Source organism: Corallococcus sp. AS-1-12 (assembly GCF_020036995.1).
Taxonomy (GTDB): Bacteria; Myxococcota; Myxococcia; order Myxococcales; family Myxococcaceae; genus Corallococcus.
Genome location: NZ_JAIQDD010000005.1, coordinates 139,325 through 162,505 on the forward strand (window position 1 = coordinate 139,325; position 23,181 = coordinate 162,505).

22 protein-coding genes are annotated in these 23,181 nt (G+C 71.6%); 9 read left to right on the plus strand and 13 right to left on the minus strand.

The annotated features are described in order from the left end of the window. Position 1 precedes the first annotated feature (1 nt). The 9 genes from murD to mraZ are packed head-to-tail and all read right to left on the minus strand — an operon-like array spanning position 2 to position 9,819. Entirely contained in the window at positions 2-1,372 is a 1,371-nt protein-coding gene (gene murD / locus K8556_RS10225) for a UDP-N-acetylmuramoyl-L-alanine--D-glutamate ligase (protein WP_223739852.1), read from the minus strand. A gap of 30 nt (positions 1,373-1,402) precedes the next feature. Beyond that, entirely contained in the window at positions 1,403-2,581 is a 1,179-nt protein-coding gene (mraY, locus tag K8556_RS10230) for a phospho-N-acetylmuramoyl-pentapeptide-transferase (protein ID WP_223739853.1), read from the minus strand. After that, a complete protein-coding gene (gene murF, locus K8556_RS10235) occupies positions 2,581-3,981 on the minus strand; it encodes a UDP-N-acetylmuramoyl-tripeptide--D-alanyl-D-alanine ligase (protein WP_223739854.1) in 1,401 nt (466 codons plus the stop codon). The genes mraY and murF overlap by 1 nt, the downstream gene beginning before the upstream one ends. Before the next feature lie 27 nt (positions 3,982-4,008). Next, complete coding sequence (locus K8556_RS10240; RefSeq protein ID WP_223739855.1) at positions 4,009-5,547, minus strand: UDP-N-acetylmuramoyl-L-alanyl-D-glutamate--2,6-diaminopimelate ligase; 1,539 nt, start codon at positions 5,545-5,547, stop codon at positions 4,009-4,011. A gap of 49 nt (positions 5,548-5,596) precedes the next feature. Then, the gene (locus tag K8556_RS10245) at positions 5,597-7,618 is read right to left on the minus strand and encodes a penicillin-binding protein (protein WP_223739856.1); all 2,022 of its coding nucleotides are present in this window, start codon (positions 7,616-7,618) and stop codon (positions 5,597-5,599) included. Further along, positions 7,615-8,007, minus strand: coding sequence for a cell division protein FtsL (gene ftsL, locus K8556_RS10250; protein ID WP_223739857.1), 393 nt, complete (start codon positions 8,005-8,007; stop codon positions 7,615-7,617). The genes K8556_RS10245 and ftsL overlap by 4 nt, the downstream gene beginning before the upstream one ends. Then, positions 8,004-8,909 (minus strand): 16S rRNA (cytosine(1402)-N(4))-methyltransferase RsmH, encoded by a 906-nt coding sequence (rsmH, locus tag K8556_RS10255; protein WP_223739858.1) that lies wholly within the window; start codon positions 8,907-8,909, stop codon positions 8,004-8,006. The genes ftsL and rsmH overlap by 4 nt, the downstream gene beginning before the upstream one ends. A gap of 23 nt (positions 8,910-8,932) precedes the next feature. Further along, positions 8,933-9,316, minus strand: coding sequence for an STAS domain-containing protein (locus tag K8556_RS10260; RefSeq protein WP_014398892.1), 384 nt, complete (start codon positions 9,314-9,316; stop codon positions 8,933-8,935). A gap of 50 nt (positions 9,317-9,366) precedes the next feature. Continuing rightward, the gene (gene mraZ, locus K8556_RS10265) at positions 9,367-9,819 is read right to left on the minus strand and encodes a division/cell wall cluster transcriptional repressor MraZ (protein WP_120548791.1); all 453 of its coding nucleotides are present in this window, start codon (positions 9,817-9,819) and stop codon (positions 9,367-9,369) included. Positions 9,820-10,056: 237 nt separating this feature from the next. On the opposite strand from mraZ, the gene K8556_RS10270 reads away from it, so the two are divergent. Further along, positions 10,057-10,767 (plus strand): PilZ domain-containing protein, encoded by a 711-nt coding sequence (locus K8556_RS10270; protein WP_223739859.1) that lies wholly within the window; start codon positions 10,057-10,059, stop codon positions 10,765-10,767. A gap of 34 nt (positions 10,768-10,801) precedes the next feature. Here the strand turns inward: K8556_RS10270 and K8556_RS10275 are convergent, their stop codons facing one another. After that, positions 10,802-12,610 carry an acyl-CoA dehydrogenase family protein gene (locus K8556_RS10275; RefSeq protein WP_223739860.1) on the minus strand — a complete coding sequence of 603 codons (1,809 nt, stop codon included), beginning with the start codon at positions 12,608-12,610 and terminating at the stop codon, positions 10,802-10,804. A 180-nt stretch (positions 12,611-12,790) separates the two neighbouring features. After that, positions 12,791-13,528 carry a hypothetical protein gene (locus K8556_RS10280; RefSeq protein ID WP_223739861.1) on the minus strand — a complete coding sequence of 246 codons (738 nt, stop codon included), beginning with the start codon at positions 13,526-13,528 and terminating at the stop codon, positions 12,791-12,793. A gap of 208 nt (positions 13,529-13,736) precedes the next feature. On the opposite strand from K8556_RS10280, the gene K8556_RS10285 reads away from it, so the two are divergent. The 7 genes from K8556_RS10285 to K8556_RS10315 all read left to right on the plus strand — a co-directional run bounded on the left by K8556_RS10285 (position 13,737) and on the right by K8556_RS10315 (position 21,402). Beyond that, the gene (locus tag K8556_RS10285) at positions 13,737-15,956 is read left to right on the plus strand and encodes a serine/threonine-protein kinase (protein ID WP_223739862.1); all 2,220 of its coding nucleotides are present in this window, start codon (positions 13,737-13,739) and stop codon (positions 15,954-15,956) included. A gap of 97 nt (positions 15,957-16,053) precedes the next feature. Continuing rightward, positions 16,054-16,269, plus strand: a complete 216-nt coding sequence (locus K8556_RS10290; protein WP_223739863.1) for a hypothetical protein — start codon at positions 16,054-16,056, stop codon at positions 16,267-16,269. Positions 16,270-16,347: 78 nt separating this feature from the next. Further along, the gene (locus K8556_RS10295; protein WP_223739864.1) at positions 16,348-17,304 is read left to right on the plus strand and encodes a CarD family transcriptional regulator; all 957 of its coding nucleotides are present in this window, start codon (positions 16,348-16,350) and stop codon (positions 17,302-17,304) included. An 85-nt stretch (positions 17,305-17,389) separates the two neighbouring features. Further along, positions 17,390-17,902, plus strand: coding sequence for a hypothetical protein (locus tag K8556_RS10300; RefSeq protein WP_121752279.1), 513 nt, complete (start codon positions 17,390-17,392; stop codon positions 17,900-17,902). Beyond that, positions 17,889-18,839, plus strand: coding sequence for a hypothetical protein (locus K8556_RS10305; protein ID WP_223739865.1), 951 nt, complete (start codon positions 17,889-17,891; stop codon positions 18,837-18,839). The genes K8556_RS10300 and K8556_RS10305 overlap by 14 nt, the downstream gene beginning before the upstream one ends. Continuing rightward, positions 18,836-20,686 carry a glycosyltransferase family 39 protein gene (locus K8556_RS10310; RefSeq protein WP_223739866.1) on the plus strand — a complete coding sequence of 617 codons (1,851 nt, stop codon included), beginning with the start codon at positions 18,836-18,838 and terminating at the stop codon, positions 20,684-20,686. The genes K8556_RS10305 and K8556_RS10310 overlap by 4 nt, the downstream gene beginning before the upstream one ends. A 149-nt stretch (positions 20,687-20,835) precedes the next feature. Next, a complete protein-coding gene (locus K8556_RS10315) occupies positions 20,836-21,402 on the plus strand; it encodes a hypothetical protein (protein WP_223739867.1) in 567 nt (188 codons plus the stop codon). 80 nt (positions 21,403-21,482) lie between these two features. On the opposite strand, the gene K8556_RS10320 is transcribed toward K8556_RS10315, so the two are convergent. Beyond that, entirely contained in the window at positions 21,483-21,809 is a 327-nt protein-coding gene (locus K8556_RS10320; protein ID WP_223739868.1) for an ATP-dependent DNA helicase, read from the minus strand. A gap of 195 nt (positions 21,810-22,004) precedes the next feature. Here K8556_RS10320 and K8556_RS10325 point away from each other — a divergent pair, with 195 nt between their 5' ends. Then, positions 22,005-22,529, plus strand: a complete 525-nt coding sequence (locus K8556_RS10325; RefSeq protein WP_223739869.1) for a hypothetical protein — start codon at positions 22,005-22,007, stop codon at positions 22,527-22,529. Between the two features lie 80 nt (positions 22,530-22,609). On the opposite strand, the gene K8556_RS10330 is transcribed toward K8556_RS10325, so the two are convergent. Next, complete coding sequence (locus tag K8556_RS10330) at positions 22,610-23,050, minus strand: ATP-dependent DNA helicase (RefSeq protein WP_223739870.1); 441 nt, start codon at positions 23,048-23,050, stop codon at positions 22,610-22,612. Between the last annotated feature and the right edge of the window lie 131 nt (positions 23,051-23,181).

Here is a 23,181-nt window from a genome sequence, read left to right on the forward strand (position 1 = left end):
GTCAGAGCGCCCCGACGAGGCGCTTGAACGTGTCGCCCCGGTCCTCGAAGTTCTTGAACTGATCGTACGACGCGCACGCCGGGGACAGGAGGACCGTGTCCCCCGCCCTCGCCAGCTCGCGCGCCTTCGCCACCGCCGCGTCCAGCGTGCCGCACGCGTGCACCGGCGCGTCGTTCGCGTACGCCCGCGCCAGCGCGTCCGCGTCCTGGCCCATGGTGAGCACGCCCTTCACCTTGCCCCGGCCCGCCTCCACCATGGGCGCGTACGGCGCGCCCTTGCCCTTGCCGCCCGCGATGAGCCACACGTCCCCGGCGAACGCCTTGAGCGCCACCAGCACGGAGTCCACATTGGTGGCCTTGGAGTCGTTCACCCACTCCACGCCGTCCAGCACGCGCACGCTCTCCAGCCGGTGCGCCAGGCCCGGGTAGCTGTCCAGGCCCGCCTGCACCGCGTCCTTCGCCACGCCGCCCAGCCGGGCCAGCAGCGCCGCCGCCATCGCGTTCTGCGCGTTGTGCGCGCCCCGGAGCGAGCGGTTGGTGAGCGTGTAGGACTCGCCCGCGAACTCCAGCTCGAAGCCGCCGGGCCGCGCGATGGCCAGCCCCGCCAGCCCTGGCGCGGCCACCACCGGGCGGCCCGTGAGGCTGAAGCCGTACACGGGCGCGCGCGCGGAAGTGGCCAGCCCCATCACCGCCGCGTCGTCCGCGTTCACCACGGCGAAGTCGCTGCCCGGGTCCTGGTTCATGAAGATGCGCGCCTTGGCCGCGCCGTACTCGGCGGGGTTGGCGTAGCGGTCCAGGTGGTCCGGCGTGAGGTTGAGGATGGCCGCGCCCGTGGGCTTGAGCTGGTGGATGCCCTCCAACTGGAAGCTGGACAGCTCCACCACCAGCGCGTCCCAGTCCCCGGGGGACATGGCGGCCTCCGCCAGCGGGCGCCCCAGGTTGCCGCCCACGAAGGTGCGCAGGCCCGCCTTCGCGTACAGCTCGCCGGTGAGCGCCGTGGTGGTGCTCTTGCCGTTGGTGCCGGTGATGCCCAGCAGGCGCGTGCCCGTGAGGAAGCGGCCCGCGAGCTCGATTTCGCCCCACACCGGGACGCCGGACGTGCGCGCGGCCTCCAGCTCCGGCAGGGACAGCGGCACGCCCGGGCTCACCACCACCAGGTCCTGGCGGGTGAGCAGCCCCGGGGGCGTGGCGCCCGTGACGAGCTCCACGCCCTTCGCGCGCAGCTCCTTCGCGACGTCGCCGAGCGCGTCTTCTGAGCGCGCGTCCAGCGCCGTCACCTTCGCGCCGTGCTGGACCAGCAGCCGCAGCGCCGCGACGCCGCTCTTGGCCAGCCCGAACACCGCGACCTTCCGACCGGACAGCGAGGGGTTCATATGGGCGGGCCGACCTCTACGGGAAAGCGACTAGCGCAGTTTCAGGGACAGCAGGGCCACGCCACCACAGAGGATGGCGACAATCCAGAAACGCACGATGATCTTCGGCTCGGCCAGTCCCTTGAGCTCGAAGTGGTGGTGCACGGGCGCCATCTTGAAGACGCGCTTGCCCGTCATCTTGAAGGACGCCACCTGGATCATCACGGAGAGCGCCTCCGCGAAGAAGATGCCGTGGATGATGGCGGACACCACTTCATTCTTGGAGAACACGGCCAGCCCGCCCAGCGCGCCGCCCAGGGCCAGCGAGCCGATGTCGCCCATGAACACGGACGCCGGGTAGGTGTTGAACCAGAGGAAGGAGATGCCCGCGCCCACGATGCTCGCGCAGAAGACGGCCAGCTCCGCGCCGCCCGGCACCTGGAGGATGCCCAGGTAGCGGTACAGCGGCGTGGCCGTGAGCCTGGCGACGCCGTTCACCGTCTCCGTGTCCGCGATGTGCAGCGTGGTGCCCGCCACGTAGCAGAGCACGCAGAAGGTCACCGCCGACACGATGGTGGGCACGATGGCCAGGCCGTCCAGGCCGTCCGTGAGGTTCACCGCGTTGGACGTGCCCACGATGACGATCCACGCGAAGACGACGTAGAACCAGCCCAGGTCCGGGTTGAACCAATGGGACGGCACGAAGGGCAGCGTCAGCCGCGTGTCGATGAGCAGCGTGGGCCCGAAGGAGCCGTCCGCCTTCGTCCACGTGCACATCAGGCCGAAGATGGCGATGAGGAAGAAGAGCGTCTGCAGCGCCATCTTCTTGCGCCCGGCCAGCCCCTTGGAGTTGCGCTTGGACAGCTTCAGCCAGTCGTCCAGGAACCCGATGAAGCCGTAGCCGAAGGTGAGGAGGATCATCACCCAGACGCCGCGCGACTTCAGGTCCGCGAACAGGAGCGTGCCCGCCGCGATGCAGATGAGGATGAGCGCGCCACCCATGGTGGGCGTGCCCTTCTTCTTCTGGTGGCTGTCCGGGGTGTCCTCGCGCACGTTGCTCTGCCCGTGCTGCTTCAGGCGCAGCCGCGCGATGAGGCGCGGACCGATGAGCATCCCCAGGAGCAGGGCGAAGACGCCCGCGGCGATGATGCGGAAGGTCGGGTAGCGCAGGAAGTTGAGGACGCGCCCGGCCTCGGTGTTCTGGATGAGCTCGTACAGAAGGTACAGCACTAGTGACTCCCTCCGGGGGGGGCCGCGCCCGTGAGGGCCGCCACCACGCGCTCCAGCCGCATGCCGCGACTGGCCTTCACCAGCACCACGTCACCGGGCTGAAGCCGGGGCGTCAACCACGCCACCAACGGCTCCACTTCGGTGAAGTGGGCGGCGGAATCTCCCATGTCCGCGCTGCCCAGGCCGCCCGCGGACCGGGGGCCGAAGAACGCGACCAGCTTCGCGTGCCGCGCGACGAGTTCACCCAGCCGGGCATGCTCCTCCGCCTCGCCCGCGCCCAGCTCCAGCATGTCGCCCAGCACCGCCACCGCCCGGCCACCTTCGGGCACCAGCGTGCCCAGCGTGACGAGCGCGGCCTCCATGGAGGCCGGGTTGGCGTTGTAGCAGTCGTCCACCACCGTGATGCCGTTGCGGCCATCCACGATGTTGAGCCGGCGCGCGTACGGCCGCGCGGACTCCAGGCCCCTCACGCACTCCTCGGGGGAGTAGCCCAGGGCCAGCGCCGTCGCGAACGCCGCCGTCGCGTTCTGCGCGTTGTGCGGCCCCACGAAGTGCAGGCGCACCGGCCAGTCCTTCCCCTGGTAGCGCACGGTGGCCACCATGCCGTCGCGGCCCAGCGTGTGGACCGCCGTGAGGCGCACGTCCGCCCCCTCCGCCCGGCCGAACGTCAGGTGCTTCGCGCCGCTGCGCGCGGCCTGGCGCACGATGAGCGCGTCGTCCAGGTTCACGACGGCCGTCGCCTGGGGCAGGAGCTCGCGGAACATCTCCCCTTCCGCCTCCGCCACGCCCTCCAGGCTGCCCAGCCCCTCCAGGTGCTCCGGCTGGACGACGGTGATGACCCCGGCGTCCGGCTGGACCTTGCGGGTGAGCCTTTCGATTTCGCCCGGCTGGTTCATCCCCACTTCGATGACCGCCGCCACGTGGGACGGCTCCAGCCGGAAGAGCGTGAGCGGGACGCCCACCTCGTTGTTGAAGTTGCCCTCCGTCTTCAGCGCGGGGCCGCGCGTGGCCAGGATGGCGCCCACCATCTCCTTGGTGGTCGTCTTCCCGTTGGAGCCCCCCACCGCCGCCACCGGGATGCGGAAGCGGCGGCGGTGCAGCGCGCCCAGGCCGCCGAGCGCGGCCAGGGTGTCGTCCACTTCGTACAGGGCGAAGCCAGGGGGCAGGGCCGGCAGCGCCCTCCCCCGCTTCACCACCGCCCCGGCCGCTCCCTGGCGCTGGGCACCGTCCACGAAGTCGTGGGCGTCGAAGCGCTCGCCCTGCAGCGCCACGAAGAGGCACCCGGGGGTGAGCGACCGCGTGTCGGTGCAGACCGCGGGGAAGCCCGCTTCCACGGGCTCCCCGCGCCGGGTCGCACCCGTCGCCTGCACCACCTCGTCATCGGAGAATCGAGCGGCCATGGAGGGGGGGTGTGGCCTTGAGCCGGTTCAGCCCGGGATGCGGTTGGCCAGCGCGCGCGCGGCGACCTCGCGGTCGTCGAACTTGAGCTTCTCGGTGCCCACCGTCTGGTAGGTCTCGTGGCCCTTGCCGGCGATGAGGACGACGTCGTCGTCCTTGGCCAGGTTGATGACCTGCTCGATGGCGGCGCGGCGGTCCGCGTCCACCAGGTAGCCCTTCTCCCCGTTCTTCGCCTTGCCCTCGGAGATGCGGCGCAGGCCGCCCTTCTCCAGGCCCGGCGTCACCTCGGAGATGATGGTCTCCGGGTCCTCGGTGCGCGGGTTGTCGCTGGTGACCATCACCAGGTCGGCGCCCTCGGCGGCCACCGTGCCCATCAGCGGGCGCTTGCCCTTGTCGCGGTCGCCGCCGCAGCCGAAGACGACGATGACGCGGCCCTTGGCCAGCGCGCGCGCCGCCTCAATGGAGCGCTTGAGCGCGTCATCCGTGTGCGCGTAGTCCACCAGGACGGCGGGCGCCGGGCCGCCGCGGTGGTTCTCCGCGCGGTCCATGCGGCCGGCCACGCCCGTGACGAGCTCGATGCCGCTCTTCACGTCCGAGCGGCTGATGCCCGCGCCCAGCGCGATGCCGGCGGCGAGCATGATGTTCTCCAGGTTGTGGGGCCCCAGGAGCTTGCTCTTCACCTTGATGTCGCCCGCGGGCGTCTTCAGGGTGGCCTCGATGCCCTTGAGCGAATAGGTGGCGTCCGCGGCGGAGATCTCCCCCGCGCCCGTGCGGCTGAACTTCCACGCCATGCGCTTCTGGTTGCGCAGCTCCGTGTAGATGCGGCTGGCGAAGGTGTCGTCGCCGTTGACGACCGCGGTGCCGGAGGCGCCCAGGTTCTCCACGAAGAGCTTGCGCTTCACCTGGAAGTACTCCTCCAGGTCCTTGTGGTAGTCCAGGTGGTCGCGCGACAGGTTGCTGAAGCCCGCGGCCTTGAAGGTGAGCCCGTGCACGCGCTCCTGCGCGAGCGCGTGGCTGGAGACCTCCATCACCACCGTCTCCACGCCCGCGTCCACCATCTCGCGGAAGATGCGGTGCAGCTCCAGCGGGTCCGGGGTGGTGTTGGCCAGCTCCGTCGTCTTGCCGCCGAACTTGTAGCCCAGCGTGCCGATGACGCCCGGCGCCGGAGAGCCGGTGTACATGGCGGCGGTGGCGAGGATGGCCTCCAGCAGGTACGTGGTGGTCGTCTTCCCGTTGGTGCCGGTGACGCCCAGGAGCGTCAGCTTGTCCGCGGGGCGGCCGTGGAAGTTGGCCGCGATGAGGGCCAGCGCCTTGCGCGCGCTGCTCACCTTGAAGAACGGCACCTGCGAGGACTGCCCCTGCTTCTCCGACACCACGGCCACGGCGCCGCGCGACACGGCTTCACCAATGAACTGGGCCCCGTCTTCCTTCAGGCCCGGCACGGCGATGAAGAGATCCCCCGGCTTCACGCGCCGCGAATCCTGCGTCACTCCCGTGACGTCGACCGCGGAACGGCCGCCCGAGGTCTGCTCGGCTCCACACCCTGCGAGGACATCCGTCAGCTTCATCTCTTCCCCTTCACACGCATTGCTTGCGGGGCCTGGAAAGGACACGGCCTCATTGCCGCGTCGCCAGTTCCAGCGTCACCCGGGCCCCCTTCTCCACCAGCGCACCGGCGGGGGGGGTCTGAGATACGACTCGTCCACTTCCTTGCAACTGTGGCTCCAGCGCCGAGGCGAGCAGCTTCACCACGGCCTCCCGTCCCGCCTGTCCCTGGACGTCCGGCACACGCACCGTGCCGGGCTCCGGGGTCTCGGTCACCGCATCCTCCAGGCCGGCCCGTGAGGGCACGGCCTTCGCCAGCGCCTTCGGTGCCGGAGGGGGCACCACGGGCGCGGCGGCCGCGGCCACCTCGGCGGGTGCCACCGTCCGGGACGGGGGCACGGCCAGGTGGGCCATGGCGGCGGTAGCGATTTCCTTGAAGGCAGGGGCAGCCACGTTCCCCCCGTATACGTCTGTCTTGGGTTCGTCCACCACCACGAGAATCACGGCGCGCGGGGCCTCGGCTGGCACCATGCCCGCGAACGACGCGATGCGTTTGTCGGAATACCCCCGTGCCACGGGGTCCGCCTTCTGCGCCGTGCCCGTCTTTCCGGCCACCCGGTAGTCGTCCATGGCGGCCTTGGGCGCGGTCCCTCCCTTGACGACCACGCTCTCGAGCATGCCCACGACCTGGCGCGCCACCCTCTGGGAGACGACCCGCCGCAGCTCCGTGGGCTGGTTCTCCAGGAGCACCACGCCGTCCGGGTCCACGACCCTGGAGACCAGGTACGGGCGCATCAGGACGCCGTCGTTGGCCAGCGCGCCGTAGGCCGCCGCGAGCTGGACGGCGGTGGAGGTCATGCCCTGGCCGAAGGATTGGGTGGCCAGGGAGATGTCCGATTTCGGAAACGGGATGACGCCGCGGCTCTCGCCGGTGAGCGCCAGGCCGGTGCGCTCCGCGAAGCCGAAGGCGTGGTAGGCGGCGACGAACTTCTCGCGGCCCAGGGCCTCGGCGACCTTCGCGGCGCAGATGTTGGAGGACACCTGGAGGATGCCCTGGGCGTTGAGCCAGCCGTGCGGGTGGGTGTCCCGGATGGTGTGCCGGCCGATGCGCATGGCGCCGTTCTCACAGAAGAACAACTGGTCCGGGGTGATGGCCTTCTCTTCCAGCGCGGCGGCCACCACGAAGGCCTTCATCGTGGAGCCGGGCTCGAAGGCGTCCAGCGCGGCGCGGTTGCGGATGGCGTTCTTCACGCCGTCCTCCGGCGTGTTGGGGTTGAAGCGCGGGTTGTTGGCCAGCGCCAGGAGCTCCCCGGTGCGCGGGTCCAGCACCACCGCCATGCCCGCCGTCGCCTTGGCGTCGTCCACGGCCTTGGCCAGCGCCTTCTCCGCCACGTACTGGAGGTGGCGGTCCAGCGTGAGCGTCACGGTGGCGCCCTGGCGCTCCAGCGGATCCATGGCGCCCTGGACCATCAGCTTGCGGCCCTTGGCGTCGCGGAAGCCGGAGGTGCGCGAGTTCTGCCCGGACAGCTCGTCCTCGAAGGCCAGCTCCAGGCCCTCCAGGCCGTGCCCGTCGGTGCCCACCATGCCCACGATGTGCGCGCCCAGCTCGCGCTGGGGATAGAAGCGCTTGGGCTCCTTGGTGAAGCCCAGGCCCGGCAGGCCCAGCGCCTTCACCGCCTCCACCTCCTGGGGCTTCGCCTGGCGCTTCACCCACGCGAAGCGCTTGGCGCGGGACAGGCGCGCGGTCAGGTCGCGGCTGTCCAGGTGCACGGCGCGGGCGAGCTGGCGGGCCGCCTGCGGCACGTCGGGGAGCATGGACGGGTCCACCCAGATGGAGTCCACCTCCACGCTCTGCGCGAGCGGCGTGCCACGCCGGTCGTAGATGTCTCCGCGCCGGGCGGGGATGTCGATCTGCCGGACGTACTGGTCCTGCGCCAGGCCGCGCAGCTTCTCCTGCTGGAAGACCTGGAGGTAGACCGCGCGGCCGAACGCCGTGCCCAGGAGCGCGAGGAACAGCCCGAACAGGAGCTGGACCCGCAGCCTGAGCCCCTTCGTGTTCGACTCCGGAAGCCGCGCGCTCTTGAGGTCCCTCACCGCCCGGTCCCCCGCTCCGCCACGCGGACGGCCGGGGCCGCCGAGCGGGCCTGCGCGGTGCTGGAGCCCTTCACGCGCTCGTCCGCGAGGGACACCACCGCGCTGCCCTTGGGCATGGCCATGCCCAACTGCTCACGCGCCACGCGCTCCAGGCGGGTCGGGGCCTTGAGCGTGGCCAGCTCCAGCTTGAGCCGGTCGTTCTCCCGGGTGAGCGAGCGGCTCTCGCCCTCCGCGTTGGACAGGCGGTAGCCCATGTCCACCACCAGCACGCGGCTGGTGACGTGGAGGATGCCCACGGCCGCGAACAGGGTGAAGAGCATGACGGCGGGCAACAGGTGCATCAGCACGCCAGCCACGGACACGGAGGGACGCGAGAGGGCCTTGCTCATCGGATTTTCTCCACCGCGCGCAGGTGCGCGCTGCGAGAGCGGGGGTTGGCCTCGACTTCCGCTTCGGAAGCCGCGACGGCCTTCTTGGACACGAGGGCGAAGTCACCCTGGCTGTTGCACACGCACACCGGGAAGCCCGGCGGACAGGTGCACCCGCCCACCAGGGCGCGGAAGGCTTCCTTCACCTTCCGGTCCTCCAGGGAGTGGAAGGAGATGACCGCGGCGCGGCCCCCCACCTTGAGCAGCGAGGGCAGCGCGGCGAGCAGCGCGTCCAGCGCCTCCAGCTCGCCGTTCACCGCCATGCGCAGCGCCTGGAAGGTCCGGGTGGCCACGTGGATGCGGTCCGGCCACGCCTTGCGCGGCACGGCGCGCTTCACCACCTCCGCGGCCTCCAGCGTGCGCTGGGGCAGCGCCTTCTTCAGCTCCCGCGCGATGGGCCGCGCGAAGGGCTCTTCGCCGTAGTCCTTGAGCAGCTTCGCCAGGTCGCGCTCGTCCGTCTCCGCGATGAGCTCCGCGGCGGTGACGCCGCTGTCGCCCATGCGCATGTCCAGCGGGCCGTCCTTCATGAAGGAGAAGCCGCGCTCGGCCACGTCCAACTGGGGCGAGGACACGCCCAGGTCCACCAGCACGCCGTCCACGGGCAGCAGGTCGTGCGCCACGCGGGGCAGGTCCGCGAAGTTGCCCTGCCGGGCCTGGAAGCGCGGGTTGCCGCCCATGCGGGCGGTGGCCGCGGCGAGCGCCACGGGGTCCCGGTCCACGCCCACCACCGTGGCGCCCCGGGCGAGCAGCGCCTGGGTGTGGCCCCCGCCGCCGAGCGTGCCGTCGAGGATGACCTTGCCCTCCGCCGGGTTCAGCAGCTCCACCGTCTCGTGGAGCAGGACGGTCTGGTGCTGGAAGTCCACGGGAGGGGGCCTTGGGTGCGGGGTCAGACGAAGGGAGCGCGCGCGAGCTGGAAGGCGGCCCGGGCATCGTTCATGTGCGGGTACAGCTCGAAGGCGTCATGGGCGCCGGCCGCGCGGAAGATGGCGGCCAGGTACGGCGACAGCCCGGACAGCTTCACGTCCCCACCGGCGCGGCGGAACGCGTCCGTGCGGGCCATCAGCGGGCGCACGCCGCGGTAGTTCAGGTGCGACACGTCCGCGAAGTCCAGGACGACCTGACGGGTGCCCCGGTGCAGCCGGTGCATCAGGTCCTCGCACAGCTTGAGCAGGTCCGCCTCCTCCAGCTCGCCCTCCAGCATCAGCGTCTCCACGCGCTCGGACGCCGCCACCACCGCCCTGTTCCGACGAACCTCCTGCACCTGGTCCATGCGCCTGCCCACCCTTCTCTTTGCGAAACCTGAAGCTGTCGACTTCCTGGCTACGGCTGGCGCAGCTCGCCCAGCACCCGCAACACGTCCGGGGAGGTGGCTTCCTGGCGCGCGTCCTCCTGCGCCTTCGCCCAGCCTTCCTGGCTCCAAAGCTCAATCACCTTCACCATCCCCGCCCACACCACGTCCTTCTCCAGCTTCGCGTACGCCCTGAGCGACGGCGGAATCAGCAGCCGTCCCAGCTTGTCCAGCGGGCACTCCTGCGCGCTGGCCACGTACAGCCGCATCAACGTCTTGACCCCCGGCTCCATGGGGTTGCGCCGGGCGAGCGCGGTCTCCAACGCCTCCCACTCCCGCACCGGGTAGGCGTGGAGGCAGGGGTCCAGGGCCGTGGTGACGATGAGCCGCTCGTCGTAGGCGCCCACCAGCGTCTCCCGGAGCTTCGCCGGGAGGCTGGTGCGCCCCTTCGCGTCGATCTGGTGCTCATAGACGCCTCGGAACACGCGGGACGATCCACCTTTTCAGCCCGACACGGGACGGACCACCACTCCTTCCCACTTCTTACCCCTCTGCGGCCGGCATACATACGCGCCCCCCCCAGGGGGGTCAAGAAAGCGCGCAACAGGCTGGAACACCGCGCGCCCGGGGCCGGACATCCGCCAGGGCACACGCCGCGCGGCCTACCTTTGAGGATGGGGTAAACTTGAGTTCTTCCGCTCCCAGGCTGAGACTGGCGGCGCGTGAACACGAACGTTCGACTGAAGGTGGCCTACAAGACGCCGCAGTCGCTGGTCGGCGAGTACACCCGCAGCGTGGGTCAGGGCGGCGTCACCCTGGAGACGCGCAGGGCCCTTCCGCTGGGCACCCGCTTCACCTTCGAGCTGCACGCGGGCGGCATGCCGCGTCCGGTGGAGGTGCTGGGCGAGGTCGTCAAGGTGGAGCCGCGCCCCGGCGAGCGCTTCCTGCTCACCGTGCGGTACGACGGCGCGGAGGATCGCAGCGCGCTGGACGCGGTGCTCCAGTTCATCTTCGCCCAGGAGGAGCAGAACGGGCTGCGCCGCTTCCCGCGCCTGCCGCTGCACCTGCGCGCGCGCGAGGCCGACCCCCGGGCGCCGTTCTTCTACGTGCGCGACATCTCCCGGGGCGGCGTGGGCCTGGAGGTGGACGCCCCCGCCCTGCCCCGCGAGGTGCAGGTGGGCACGCCCTTCTTCATGGAGATGGAGATGACGGAGGGGCCGCTCCTGCTCCACGGCGAGGTGGCGTGGACGTCGTCCGTGCCGCGCAAGGGCGTGGCGCAGGCGGTGACGCCGGGGTTCGGCGCGACGTTCGGCCGGCTGCGGCCGGACATGCTCCAGCGGCTGGAGGACCTGATGGCGCTGGAGCACCTGCCGCCCGCGCCCTGGCGGGCCCGGGTCAGCTTCGGCCTGGATGCCGTGTCGCGGATGCCCTGACGCTGCTTGCAGGGCACCCGCGCGGTCCCGCCGGTTACAGCGGGTTGTACGGGTAGCCGCCGGCCTCTTCCAGGCCCGCGACGACGGCCTCGCGCAGCTCCGCCGGATCATACGGCGTGAAGGCGTCCAACGCGGACAGGCGCTTGAGCTCCAGCGAGAGCGCGTCCCCCTTGAGCGTGGCGCAGAGCGCGCGGCGGGTGCGCTCGAAGGCGCGGGCGGTGGACTCCATCGCGTACAGCCGCACCAGCGCCACGCGCACCGGGTCCTGCACGCCGCCGGTGGCGGCCTGACGGGTGCGCGTCACCATGGAGTCCAGCGCGTACGCGTCCATCACCACGTCCGCCAGCGCGGCCATGACCTCCTGGTGCTTGTCCAGCTCCGTGCCGAACGTCTCCGCGGCCAGGCGCATGCCGTGGATGGCCAGGTGCTTGGCGCACTCGGCGGCGATCTCCTCGTTGGCGAGCGCGTCCTGGCGGCCCGCGCGGGGGCGCTCGCCGCGGCCCAGCTCCTCCGCCACGGCGCGCGCCTGCGCGAACAGCGGCAGGTCGCCCTTCACGGCGCGCTTGAGCAGCATGCCGGTGATGAGCATCCGGTTGATTTCGTTGGTGCCCTCGAAGATGCGGTTGATGCGCGCGTCGCGGTAGGCGCGCTCCACCGGGTACTCCTCGATGTAGCCGGCGCCGCCGTGCACCTGCACCGCGTCGTCCACCAGGAAGCCGATGGCCTCCGAGCCGAAGACCTTCATGATGGAGGCCTCGGTGGCGAACTCCTCCATGGCGGCGATGACGTGCGCGTCGTAGTCCGCGTCCGAGCGCTCCTTGGACGCGAGGCGCCCGTCCACCAGCCCCGCCGTGCGGTACGTCATGCTCTCCACCGCGTAGACGAGCGTGGCCATGCGCGCGAGCTTCTCGCGGATGAGCGGGAAGGTGGCGATGGGCGCCTTGAACTGCTTGCGCTCCTGGGCGAAGCGCAGCGCGCTCTGCAGTTGCAGCTTCATGCTCCCGATGACGCCCGCGCCCAGCTTCAGGCGGCCGTAGTTGAGGATGTTGAAGGCGATGCGGTGGCCCTTGCCCAGCTCGCCCAGCAGGTTCTCCACGGGCACCTGCGCGTCCTCGAAGTAGAGCGGGCACGTGGACGAGCCGCGGATGCCCATCTTGTGCTCCTCCGGGCCCACGGTGAGGCCCGGGGTGTCCTTCTCCACGATGAAGCCGGTGAACTTGTCGCCGTCCACCTGCGCGAAGACGACGAACACGTCCGCGAAGGCCGCGTTGGTGATGTAGAGCTTGGAGCCGTTGAGGACGTAGTGCTTGCCGTCCGCGGACTTCACCGCCTTCGTCTTCGCCCCGCGCGCGTCGCTGCCGCTGCCCTGCTCCGTCAGCGCGTACGCCGCCACCCACTCACCCGAGGCGAGCCTGGGCAGGTACTTCGCCTTCTGCGCCTCGTTGCCGAACCACACGATGGGCAGCGAGCCGATGCCGGTGTGCGCGCTGGACGTCACCGACCAGGAGCCCAAAAGGCTCATGGCCTCCGCCAGCAGCAGCGACGTCGTCTTGTCCAGGCCCGTGCCGCCGTAGGTCTCCGCGATGTCCACGCTCAGGAGGCCCAGCTCGCCCGCGCGGCGCAGCAGGTCGCGCAGGAGCGCGTTGTCCTTGCCCTCGATGCGCTCGGCCTGGGGCAGCACCTGCTCGCGGCAGAACTGGAGCGCCGTCTTGAAGAAGAGCCGCTGCTCCTCGGAGAACGTCTCGGGCGTGAGGATGCGGGTGGAGCCCACCTCCTGGAAGAGGAAGGTGCCCCCGGCGAGGACATCCTGGGGGCGGGAAGCGGGCTCGGTTGCGGCGACCATCGACGACCTCCGGGGAGGGAGCATGTCCCTCCGAAGCCTTCGGGAAAAAGGCGCGCGGCACATTAGGGCGCGCGCCACGTCACCGGTAGTAGCGGCGAGGCCCCACCGCCTCAATGCGACCCGGGACTCCACCCGGGGTGCGTGCCCGCCCGCCAGGCGGGAGGCTTCAGGGCCCCCGTCCTACGGGGAATCCGCGTCCGGAGCGGCGCGGGGCGTGGGGTACACGAGGCAGAGCGTGTCGAAGAGCCCCTCCCGCGGCGCGACGTACGTGCCGCCGAGCGCCCGCGCCACCTGCACCACCTCCGTGCCGAACGACGGGACGAGGCACAGGTCATCCGAAGTGGTGAAGCGCGTCTTCAGCCGGGCCAGCTCCCGCCGCAGCGTCGCGATGTCCTGGCGCCCGCCACGCACCGGCACGGACGGGCCGTTGCGGTCCGGCCCCGGCAGCTTGCCCACGCTGGTGGTCAGCTCGAAGCCGTCCGCGCGCTGGATGACGCGCAGCTTGCCGGGCGCCACCTCCTCCAGCCACGCCCGGAAGCCCTGCTCGTCGCGCAGCACCACCCGGTAGGCCACCGGCGCGTCCGGGTGCTGGAGCCATACCCCGTCCGCCTGCGTCCGGAGCACCGCCAGCGCGTCCGACACCTGCGCGAGGAACGTGTCCACGTCCCCTACGGCAATGAGCACGTCCCTGCCCCGCACCCGCTCCGCGAGCCGGGCCGAGTCCGGAGCCCGGGCCGGAGTGAAGGCCTCCGCGCCCAGGAGCACCTGCTCTCCCGACAGCTCCAGGCGCAGGACGTCGTCCGGAAGGGGCTCGCCCCAGACAGGCGCGGCCACGGCCGTGACGGTCGCGTCCGCCCAGGTGCCCGCGTCCACGGGAGCGGTTGAAGGGGCCCCCGCATCCACGGCGAGTGAGGGCATTTGGGCCACCGCGCGTGCGGGTCCGGCGGGCGGAGACTCCCGGCAACCACCCCATGTGAGGCTGCTCCACACCAAGAGGAAGAATGCAGGGTTACAGGAACGGGCTGGCGAGCGTAGCGGAATATTCCACCCGGAGCGTCTGAATGGCCTCATGATAGCGTCTCGCGGTTTTTGCGAAGGACTCCCCTCCACCGGAGCCGATTCGAACGTGCCGCCTTCCGCCGGCTTCCAGTTCGGCAAGTACAAGCTGCTCGAGCGCATCGCGACGGGCGGCATGGCGGAGATCTACCGCGCCCGGATGACGGCGGTGGCGGGCGTGACGAAGCCGGTGGTCATCAAGAAGATCCTCCCCGGCTACGCGGACGACAGCGCGTTCGTGTCCATGTTCATCAACGAGGCGCGCATCGCGCTGGGGCTGTCGCACGGCAACATCGCGCAGATCTTCGACTTCGGGGAGGTGGAGGGCGAGTACTTCCTCGCGATGGAGTGGGTGGACGGCCATCCGCTCTCCCGCGTGCTGCGCCGCGCGAGGGAGAAGGGGCTGCCCGCGCTGCCGCCGCCGCTGGCGGTGCTGGTGGCCATCGACATGCTGCGGGGGCTGGCGTACGCGCACACGCGGCTGGATGACAACGGCCGCCCGCTGCACATCGTCCACCGGGACGTGAGCCCGCAGAACGTGCTCCTCTCCTTCGAGGGGCAGGTGAAGCTGGTGGACTTCGGCATCGCGCGGGCGCGGCTCGCCGGGCGCTCCGACACCAAGGTGGATCCAGCGAAGGGCAAGTACGTCTACTTCGCGCCGGAGCAGGCGCGCGGCGAGGCGCTGGACGCGCGCACGGACGTGTTCGCCGCGGGCACGGTCCTCTACGAGATGCTCTGCGGGCGGCGCCCCTTCGAGGGCTCGCTCCAGGACGTGCTGCGGAAGATTGCCCAGGGCGACTTCGCCCGCCCGCGCGAGTGGACGCCGAACATCCCGGCCGCGCTGGAGCGCATCCTGCTCACCGCGATGGCCACGAGCCCGGAGCAGCGCTACCCCACCGCGCAGGCCTTCGCGGAGGCGCTGGCGCGCCAGCTCCACGTCACCGCGCCGGACGTGTCCGCCAGCGACCTGGGGCACTTCATGGGCTACCTCTTCGAGCCGGAGCTCGTGGAGGCCGGCCGCCCGGTGCAGTTGCCGCGCGAGTTCATCGCGCGGGTGGGCCGCTGGAGCGGCGTCGCCGAGCCGCCGCCCATCGCCACGCCTCCGGAGGTTCCCCGCCACGTCTCCGAGCCCGGGGGGGAGCCCCGCGAGCCCCGGGGCGACCTGACGACGCAGCCCCTGCCCCCGCAGGCGATGCCTCCCGAGCCGCCGCCCGCGTGGCACCGCTCCCTGCGAGGCTGGGCGGTGCGCGGCGCGCCGGTGGCGGTGGCGGCGCTCGTGGCCACGTGGCTGGGGCTGATGATGGGCGGCTCCAACACGTTCGCGGTGGAGCTCAGCTCCTCGCCCGCGGGCGCCACCATCCGCGTGAACGGCCGGACGCTGGTGGAGACGACGCCCACGCTCATCACCCAACTGCCGTCGGACCGCGACCACGTGCTGGAGGTGCTGCTGCCGGGCATGGTGCCCTTCAGCCAGCGCATCCACGCCGAGCGCGGCACCACGCTGGCGGTCCACGCGCGGCTCGCCCCGAAGCATGCGGCCACGGCGCGCGCCCTGCCCCCCGCGGGTCCGGCCGAGACGCCCGCGTCCATCGCCCGCTACTCCTCCGGCGGCCCGTTCGCGCTCAGTCCGGCGGCGCACGCCCTGCGCGTGCCCTCGTCCCAGGCGGCGCGCCTGCGGTTGGACCCCACCCGCGCCTATGGCCTGCGCGTGGAGGGCCGCGTGTCGGTGGGCGGCCCGCTGCCGGTCGCCCAGGCCGTGTACTTCCTGGAGGGCGGCACGGCGCTGGCCGCGCGCGACAGCTTCGGCCTGGTGGGCGCCGACGAGGTGCTGGTGCGCGACGCCTCCGTCCTCTACGTGTTCCTCTGGGACGACCGCCCCGACGACAACCGCGGCGCGCTCCAGGTGCACGTGCGCGAGCAGGCGAGCGGCGCCATCACCACCCTGCTCCTGGACGCGCGCCGGCACGCCGTCTCGCTGTCCCCCCATGACGGCTTCACCCTGCGGGAGCTGGATCCGTCCACCACCTACCGCGTCGTCGTGCGCTCGTCCGGGGAGCCGGCGCGCACGCGCGGCTTCGGCGGCGGCGCGGTGGACGGCGTGCTCGCGCTGCACGGCGCGGGGCCGTCCCCGGCCGTGGCCCCGGGCACGCTGGAGGTGCTGGAGGTCAACCAGCCCACGGTGATGCGCGGCGCGAGCTGGCTGCGGCTCGCGTTCCCGGACGACGACGTCCACGACAACTCCGGCGGCCTCACGCTGGAGGTGACGCCGGTGGCGCCGCTGCACCAGTAGCGCGCGCGACGGGCCGCTACAGGGCACCGCCAGCCTGTAGCCGAAAAATTGATCATCCGGAGGCCGCCCCTACCCTGGGCCGCCACGGAGGACGCTCATGAAGAAGCTGCTGGCGGTGCTGGCCCTGGGGTTCGCGGTGATGGCGACAGTGGGACTTTCCACCCGCGTGGACGCGCGGCCCGGAAGCACGGTGGACGAGGGGCCGACCGACGCCCAGATCGACGCGGTCCTGGACTCGCGGGCGCACGAGGTCATGGCCAAGCTGTTGGAAGCGCAGCGCAATGCCCACCGGACGACACCGCTTCCCCGGTAATCTCGTGGCATCCGGCGGGGCACGGTGCTACGACCGGCGCTCGCTTCGGTGCTCATCACACCCGCCCACGAGGGGGCCATGCCAGAAGGGTCCGCTGCACTCCAGCTCCAGGTTGGAGACCGGGTCGTCTACCCCAACCAGGGGGTCTGCCGCGTCGCCGCCATCGACGTGAAGGAGGTGGCGGGCCAGAGCCTCACCTTCGTCACCATGCGCCGGGAGGAAGACGGCGCGGTCGTGATGGTGCCGCAGGGAAAGATTGTCTCCATTGGCGTCCGCAAGGTGGCCAGTCCCGCTGACGTGGAGGAGATCTACGCGTTCCTCCGCTCGGACAGCGACAAGGCGGACCTGGACTGGAAGCAGCGCGCGCGCACCAACCTGGACCGCATGACCCAGGGCGGAATCCTGGGGCTGGCGGAGGTCGTCAAGGGCCTCCAGGTCCTCAGCGAGCTGCGGCCGTTGCCCACCAAGGAGCGCGAGCTCTACGACAACGCCCGGCACCTGCTGGTGTCGGAGGTCGCCGCCGCGCTGGGCACCGCCGAGGCCAACGCCGAGGACTCCATCGACATCGTCCTCTTCCCGCCCGGGAAGGAGCGTCCCAAGCGCACCGCCGCGGAGTTCGCGCGGCCCGGTGGCGACGAGGACGACATGGACCTGGACGGCGACCTCATGGGTCTGGAGGGCGGAGAGCTGGACCTGCCCTCGGACGAGGAGCCGCAGTCCGAGTCCGAGGAGGAGTCCTCCGAGGAGGGTGGCGAGGAGGAAGGCGGCGAGGAGGGGGCCGAGGACGCCCCCAAGAAGCGCGGCCGTCCGCCCAAGGCCAAGCCGGCCGAGGGCGCGGAGCCCGCCGCCCCGAAGAAGCGCGGCCGTCCGCCCAAGCCGAAGCCGGAGGTGGCGGAGGGTGCCGAACCCGCCGCCCCGAAGAAGCGCGGCCGTCCGCCCAAGGCGAAGCCGCCCGAAGGCGCCGCGCCCGCGGAGCCCGCCGCGCCCAAGAAGCGTGGCCGTCCTCCCAAGGCGAAGCCGCCCGAGGACGAGTGAACCCCACGGCCCTCCCGGCCGCCCGCGGCGCGCGTCCCAGCGCGCCCGGCACGCCGCGAGGGCCTTCCCGCCGAGGTGACGCCCCGTGATTCGCGTCGTGACGCTGGACCCCTTCGACGACAAGCAGCTCGCCAAGTTCAACCGCACGCTCTACACGGCCTTCGGCGTGGGCAGCGAGCACAGCGGCTCCGCGGAAGTGCCCGCGGGCATGTCCGAGCCCCTGGACGCGGAGAAGCTGCTCGATGAGGTGAAGGGCATCCGGGCCTACAAGGACGACAAGGTGCTGCTGCTCACCTCGCGCAAGCTGAAGGACCGGGACCTGCCCAGCGGCAAGGCGCCCACGTCGGGCTTCGCGAGGTACGGCAAGGACCGCGCCATCCTCTCCATCGCGCCGTTCAAGGACCTGGAGAAGGACTTCAAGCCCATCGCGCGGCACGCGCTGCACCAGTTGGGCACGCTCTGGGAGCTGCACCACTGCCTGGATCCGCGCTGCTCGATGTACCCACCCTGGACGCCGTCCTTCAACCAGGGCGACCACATCTTCTGCACCTTCTGCCGCGAAAAGAGCGAGCAGAAGATCCGTCTTGCCAAGTCCTAAGGCCCTGCGCGCCCTGCCCCTGGTGGAGCTGGGGGCCCTGCTGCTCGTCGCGCTCCTGTGCCTGGCCTTCCAGTTGCGGCTCCCGGGCCGGCTGCCCACGGACGCGGATGAGCGCGCCGTGGCGGACGTGCTGGCCCGCGACGCGCGGCCCGGGGACGCGGTGCTGCTGTTCCCCTGGTGGACCGAGCGCGCCCGCCTCTTCGTGCCGTCCTCCGTGCCCGTGTACGGGTGGCTGGAGTCGGACGGCGCGGACTTGAGCGCGCACCCGCGCATCTGGGTGCTGGGCCAGCCGGAGCTGCCCCGCTCCGACGTGGGCGCGTTCGAAGCGGCCTTCCTCCCCGGCCGCAAGGCGCTGGGCCCCGGGTCGCGCATGGGCCCGCTGTCGCTGCGCCTCTACGAGAACGGCCGCTACCGCCCGCGCCACTGGGTGGCGAGCGAGTCCGCGAGCGCGGCGCGCGTGTACCTGGAGCAGCCGGACGGCTCGCGCAAGGACTGCCCCTTCGACGGGCGCGTGCACCGCTGCCCCGGCCCGCCGCACCTGTACGTGGCGCCGGAGTGGCACGAGATCTTCTACGAGCCCCGGCACTGCCTGTGGATGCACGCGCCCGGAGGCGCGCAGCGGCTGGTGGCCGAGTTCGCCAACGTGCCCTCCGGCATGGGGCTGCGGATGGAGGGCGGCATCATCTTCGAGTTCGCGCACTCCAAGGACCCGCGCCTGTCCACCGCGTACGTGGGCGTGGATGACGCGGTCACGGGCGAGCGGCTGATGTACGTGCCCATTCCCCCGGGCCGCGAGGGCGTGCAGAAGGCGGAGGTGGTGCTGCCGCCCGGGCCGCCGCGCACGGTGAAGGTCTGGACGCAGGCGGACAACGCGGAGTCGCGGCAGGTGTGCCTGGACGTGATGGCGCTGGAGCCCGCGGTGGGGGTGAAGCCATGAGCGCGCTGGGCACCGGACGCCCCGCGACGCGCGAGGAGAAGCTCACGGCGCTGGCGCTGTGGGTGCTGGCGTTCGCGGCGCTGTGGAGCACGGAAGCCGCCGTGGGCTTCACGCGCGACGAGAGCGTCTACTTCGCCGCGGCGGAGGGCTACTCGCAGTGGTTCCGGCTGCTGTTGCACTCGCCCGCGCAGGCGTTCACGGACAGCGCCATCGTGCGCCTGTGGGACTACAACCACGAGCACCCGGCGCTGATGAAGACGCTGTTCGGGTTGAGCCACCTGCTCTTCCACGACACGCTGGGCCTCTTGCGCGACGCGACGGCCTACCGGCTGCCCGCGTTCGCGATGGCGGCGCTGGTGCCCGCGCTGTGCTTCCTCCTGGGCAGCGCGCTGTACGGCCGCACCGCGGGGTGGTTCGCCGCCCTCTCCTTCCTGCTGGTGCCGCGCCAGTACTTCAACGCGGAGCTGGCGTGCTTCGACATGCCGGTGGCCGCGATGTGGCTGCTCGTCGTGTACTGCTTCTGGCGCGCGCTGGAGAGCACCCGCTGGGGCGTCGCGTGCGGCGTGGCGTTCGGACTGGCCATCGCCACGAAGCACAACGCCCTCTTCCTGCCGTTCGTGCTGACGCCGTTCGCGCTGTGGCGCGCGTGGCACGCGAGCGAGGGCGCCCCGGAGGCCCGCGTGCGGCTCGTCCGCTTCGTGGGCCTGTTCGCGGCGGTGGCGGTGCTGTACGGCCTGCTGGTGGTGTTCCTGGGCGGGCCCGCCGGGTTCCAGAAGAAGTTCCTGCTCCTGAGCCCGCACACGCTGTTCTTCGTGGGGCTCGCGGTGGGCAGCGTGGTGCTGCTGCGCGACCTGGGGCGGGTGAGCCCACCGGTGACGCGGGCGCTGGTGCCGCTGGCGGCCATGGCGGTGCTGGGCCCGGTCCTCTTCTACCTGCACTGGCCCTACCTGTGGCACGCGCCGGTGGACCGCACGGCGTGGTACCTGGCCTTCCACGCGACGCACAACCACTACGCCTGGTTCTACCTGGGCACGCTGATGCGCGGGCCGCCCTTCCCGCTCAGCTACGTGGTGGTGAAGACGGCGCTGACGGTGCCCACCAGCCTCTTCGCGCCCATGGTGACGGGCTTCGTGGCGCTCGTGGGCCGCGCGCTCCTGAGCCTGAGCGCGCGCACGCGGGACTGGGTGCGGATGCCCACCGCGTCGGAGGCGCTGGTGGGCGTCAACGCGGTGACGTCCATCCTCATCATCAGCCACCCGCAGGTGCCGCACTTCGGCGGCGTGAAGCACTGGTTCCCGTCCATGCCCTTCCTGGGCATCCTCGCGGGCGCGGCGGTGGCGCGCGGGTGCTTCGCGCTGTGGGAGGTGCTCAAGGCGCGGCGGCCCTCGGTGTCACCGTGGGTGGTGACGGTGCCGGTGTTCGCGCTGCTCCTGGTGCCCGCGCTGCTGGGGCTGGTGCGGGTGTTCCCGTACGGCACGGCGGCGTACTCGGAGCTGGCGGGCGGGCTGCCGGGCGCGGCGACGCTGGGGATGCAGCGGCAGTTCTGGTCCAGCCACGTCACCGGCGTGCTGCCGTGGATCAACGAACACGCGAAGCCGGGCGCGCGCATCTACCTGCACGAGGTGAACGGCTTCTCGTTCCGCGACTACCAGCGCAACGGCATGCTGCGTCCGGACGTGCGGCCGGTGAACAGCCCGTTCGACGCGGACATCGTCGCGTACCAGTACCACCAGGAGTTCCGCGAGCACGAGTTCCTCACGTGGCAGGCCTTCGGCACGCGCACGCCCGTCACCGGGCTGTACCTGGACGAAACGCCGCAGGTCATCGTCTACCAACGCCCGGAGTAGCAGCGGGCCAGCATGACGCAGGGGGCCATGTGCACGACCGTGCACTCGGCGGCCTCCCGGGCGTCCACGAAAAGCGGACAGGACGGAAAGGCGTGGCGCCGGGGTAGGCTCGTGGCCGTCGGCCATTCCACCTTCCCGGGGAGGAACACATGACGCGCTGGACGGGCTTGTTGACGGTGATGGCGCTGGGCGTGGGCTTCGTCGGCTGTGACGACGCGAAGCCGCCCGCGAGGGTGACGCGCGCGCAGGTGAAGCGCACGGGCCCCGCCACGATGGAGATCATCCCCGTGGAGGGGCAGCTCCCCTACTGCATGCTCTTCACGATGTCCGAGAAGGGCGTCATCCGGCAGCTCACGCTCACGCGCGAGAACCGCTCCATCCGCTGCGACCCGGGCCGGCCCGTCGCCAACACCAGCTTCCGCGTGCCGGTGCAGGAGGGGAAGGTGCGCATCTACATCTTCTTCTCCGACGAGCGCGTGCCTGCGGGCTCCGTGGCGCAGCAGCTCTACGACCTGCGCGACCGCGAGCGCGTCACGGCCATGGACCTGCGGCTGCCGGGGCGCGTCTTCGTGGAGACGCTGGAGTTCACGCCGGAGACGGGCGAGCCGGAGCAGACGGGCGGCATCGTGGGCGCGGGCGGCGTGGTGACCTCCGACGGAGGCACGGCCCAGGACGCGGGCACCCGCGCGCTGACCATGGAGCCGCTGGCCAACTGAGCGCCAGACGCGAAGAGGCCCGAGGGTGGATGTCCGCCCCCGGGCCTCCGTGCTGCTTCAAGCCGTGCCACCGTGGCCGCCTAGTTCAGCCAGCCACCGCCGTAGCGGCTGCGCTCCAGCCGGGCCAGGCGCTCGCGCTCCTGCCGTTCCCGCTCCAGCCGCGCCTGCCGCTCGCGCTCCTGCCGTTCCCGCTCCAACCGCGCCTGCCGCTCCCGCGCCTGCCGCTCGCGTTCCTGCCGCTCGCGCTCCAGCCGGGCCTGACGCTCGCGCTCCTGCCGCTCGCGCTCCATGCGGGCCTGGTCCTGGCGGCTCACGAGGGGGCTGGCGGCGTGGATGTCCGCCGCCATCACCGGGGAGCTCGCGACGAGCGCCACAGCCACCACCATCTTCTTGAGCATCGCCTTCATGACCTGCCTCCGTGAGCCGCGTTGTCGCTGCGTTCTGAACCTACGGACGGAGGAGCGCCTGCTCGATTCAACCTCGCCATCGGAAGATGGCCCTGCTGAAACACTCCGAAATCAAGTCCGAGTGAAGCCGCTCCGGACGCGGACAGGAGGGGTAGGCTCGCGGCCGCTGCATTCCACCTTTCCTGGGAAGAACACGTGACGCGCTGGACGGGCTTGTTGACGGTGATGGCGTTGGCCGCGGGCTCCGTGAGCTGCGACGACGCGAAGCCCGTGAAGGTGACGCGTGCGCTGGTGAAGCGCACGGGCCCCGCGACGATGGAGATCATCCCTTTCGAGGGACAGCTCCCCTACTGCCTGCTCTTCACCATGTCCGAGAAGGGCGTCATCCGGCAGCTCACGCTCACCCGCGAGAACCGCTCCATCCGCTGCGACGCGAACCAGCCCGTCGCCAACACGCGCTTCCGCGTGCCGGTGCAGGAGGGGAAGGTGCGCGTCTACGTCTTCTTCACCGACGAACCCGTGCAGGCGAACTGGGTGGCTCGGCAGCTCTACGAGTTGCGCGACCGCGAGCGCATCACCGCCATGGACCTGCGGCTGCCGGGGCACATCTTCGTGGAGACGCTGGAGTTCACGCCGGAGACCGCCGCCGTCGCGGACGCGGGAAGCACGGCCCCCGACGCCGGCGCCCGCACGCGGACCGTGGAGTCCGGCCCCCGCTGAGCTCCAGACGCGAAGAGGCCCGAGGGTGGATCTCCGCCCCCGGGCCTCCGTGCTGCTTCAAGCGGTGCCACCATGGTCGCCTAGTTCACCCAGCCGCCCCGGTAGTGCGAGTCGCGCCGCGCCAGCCGCTCCCGCTCCTGCCGCTCGCGCTCCAGCCGCGCCAGGCGCTCCCGCTCCCTGCGCTCCCGCTCGATCCGGGCCAGGCGCTCCCGCTCCCGCCGCTCGCGCTCGATGCGGGCCTGACGCTCGCGCTCCCGCCGCTCGCGCTCGATGCGGGCCTGACGCTCGCGCTCCTGCCGTTCGCGCTCCAGCCGGGCCTGACGCTCGCGCTCCATCCGCGCCTGCTCCTGCCGTTCCCGCTCCAGCCGCGCCAGGCGCTCCCGCTCCTGCCGCTCGCGCTCCATGCGGGCCTGGTCCTGGCGGCTCACGAAGGGAGAGGCGCCGTGGAAGTCCGCCGCCATCACCGGGGAGCTCGCGACGAGCGCCACAGCCACCACCATCTTCTTGAGCATCGTCTTCATGACCTGCCTCCGTGAGCCGCGTTGTTGCTGCGTTCTGAACCTTCTGACGGAGGAGTCCCTGCCCGATTCAACCGCGCCAAAAGCACGGGGCCCCTCCCGTTTCCCTCGGAAGAGGCCCCGCTGAAACACTC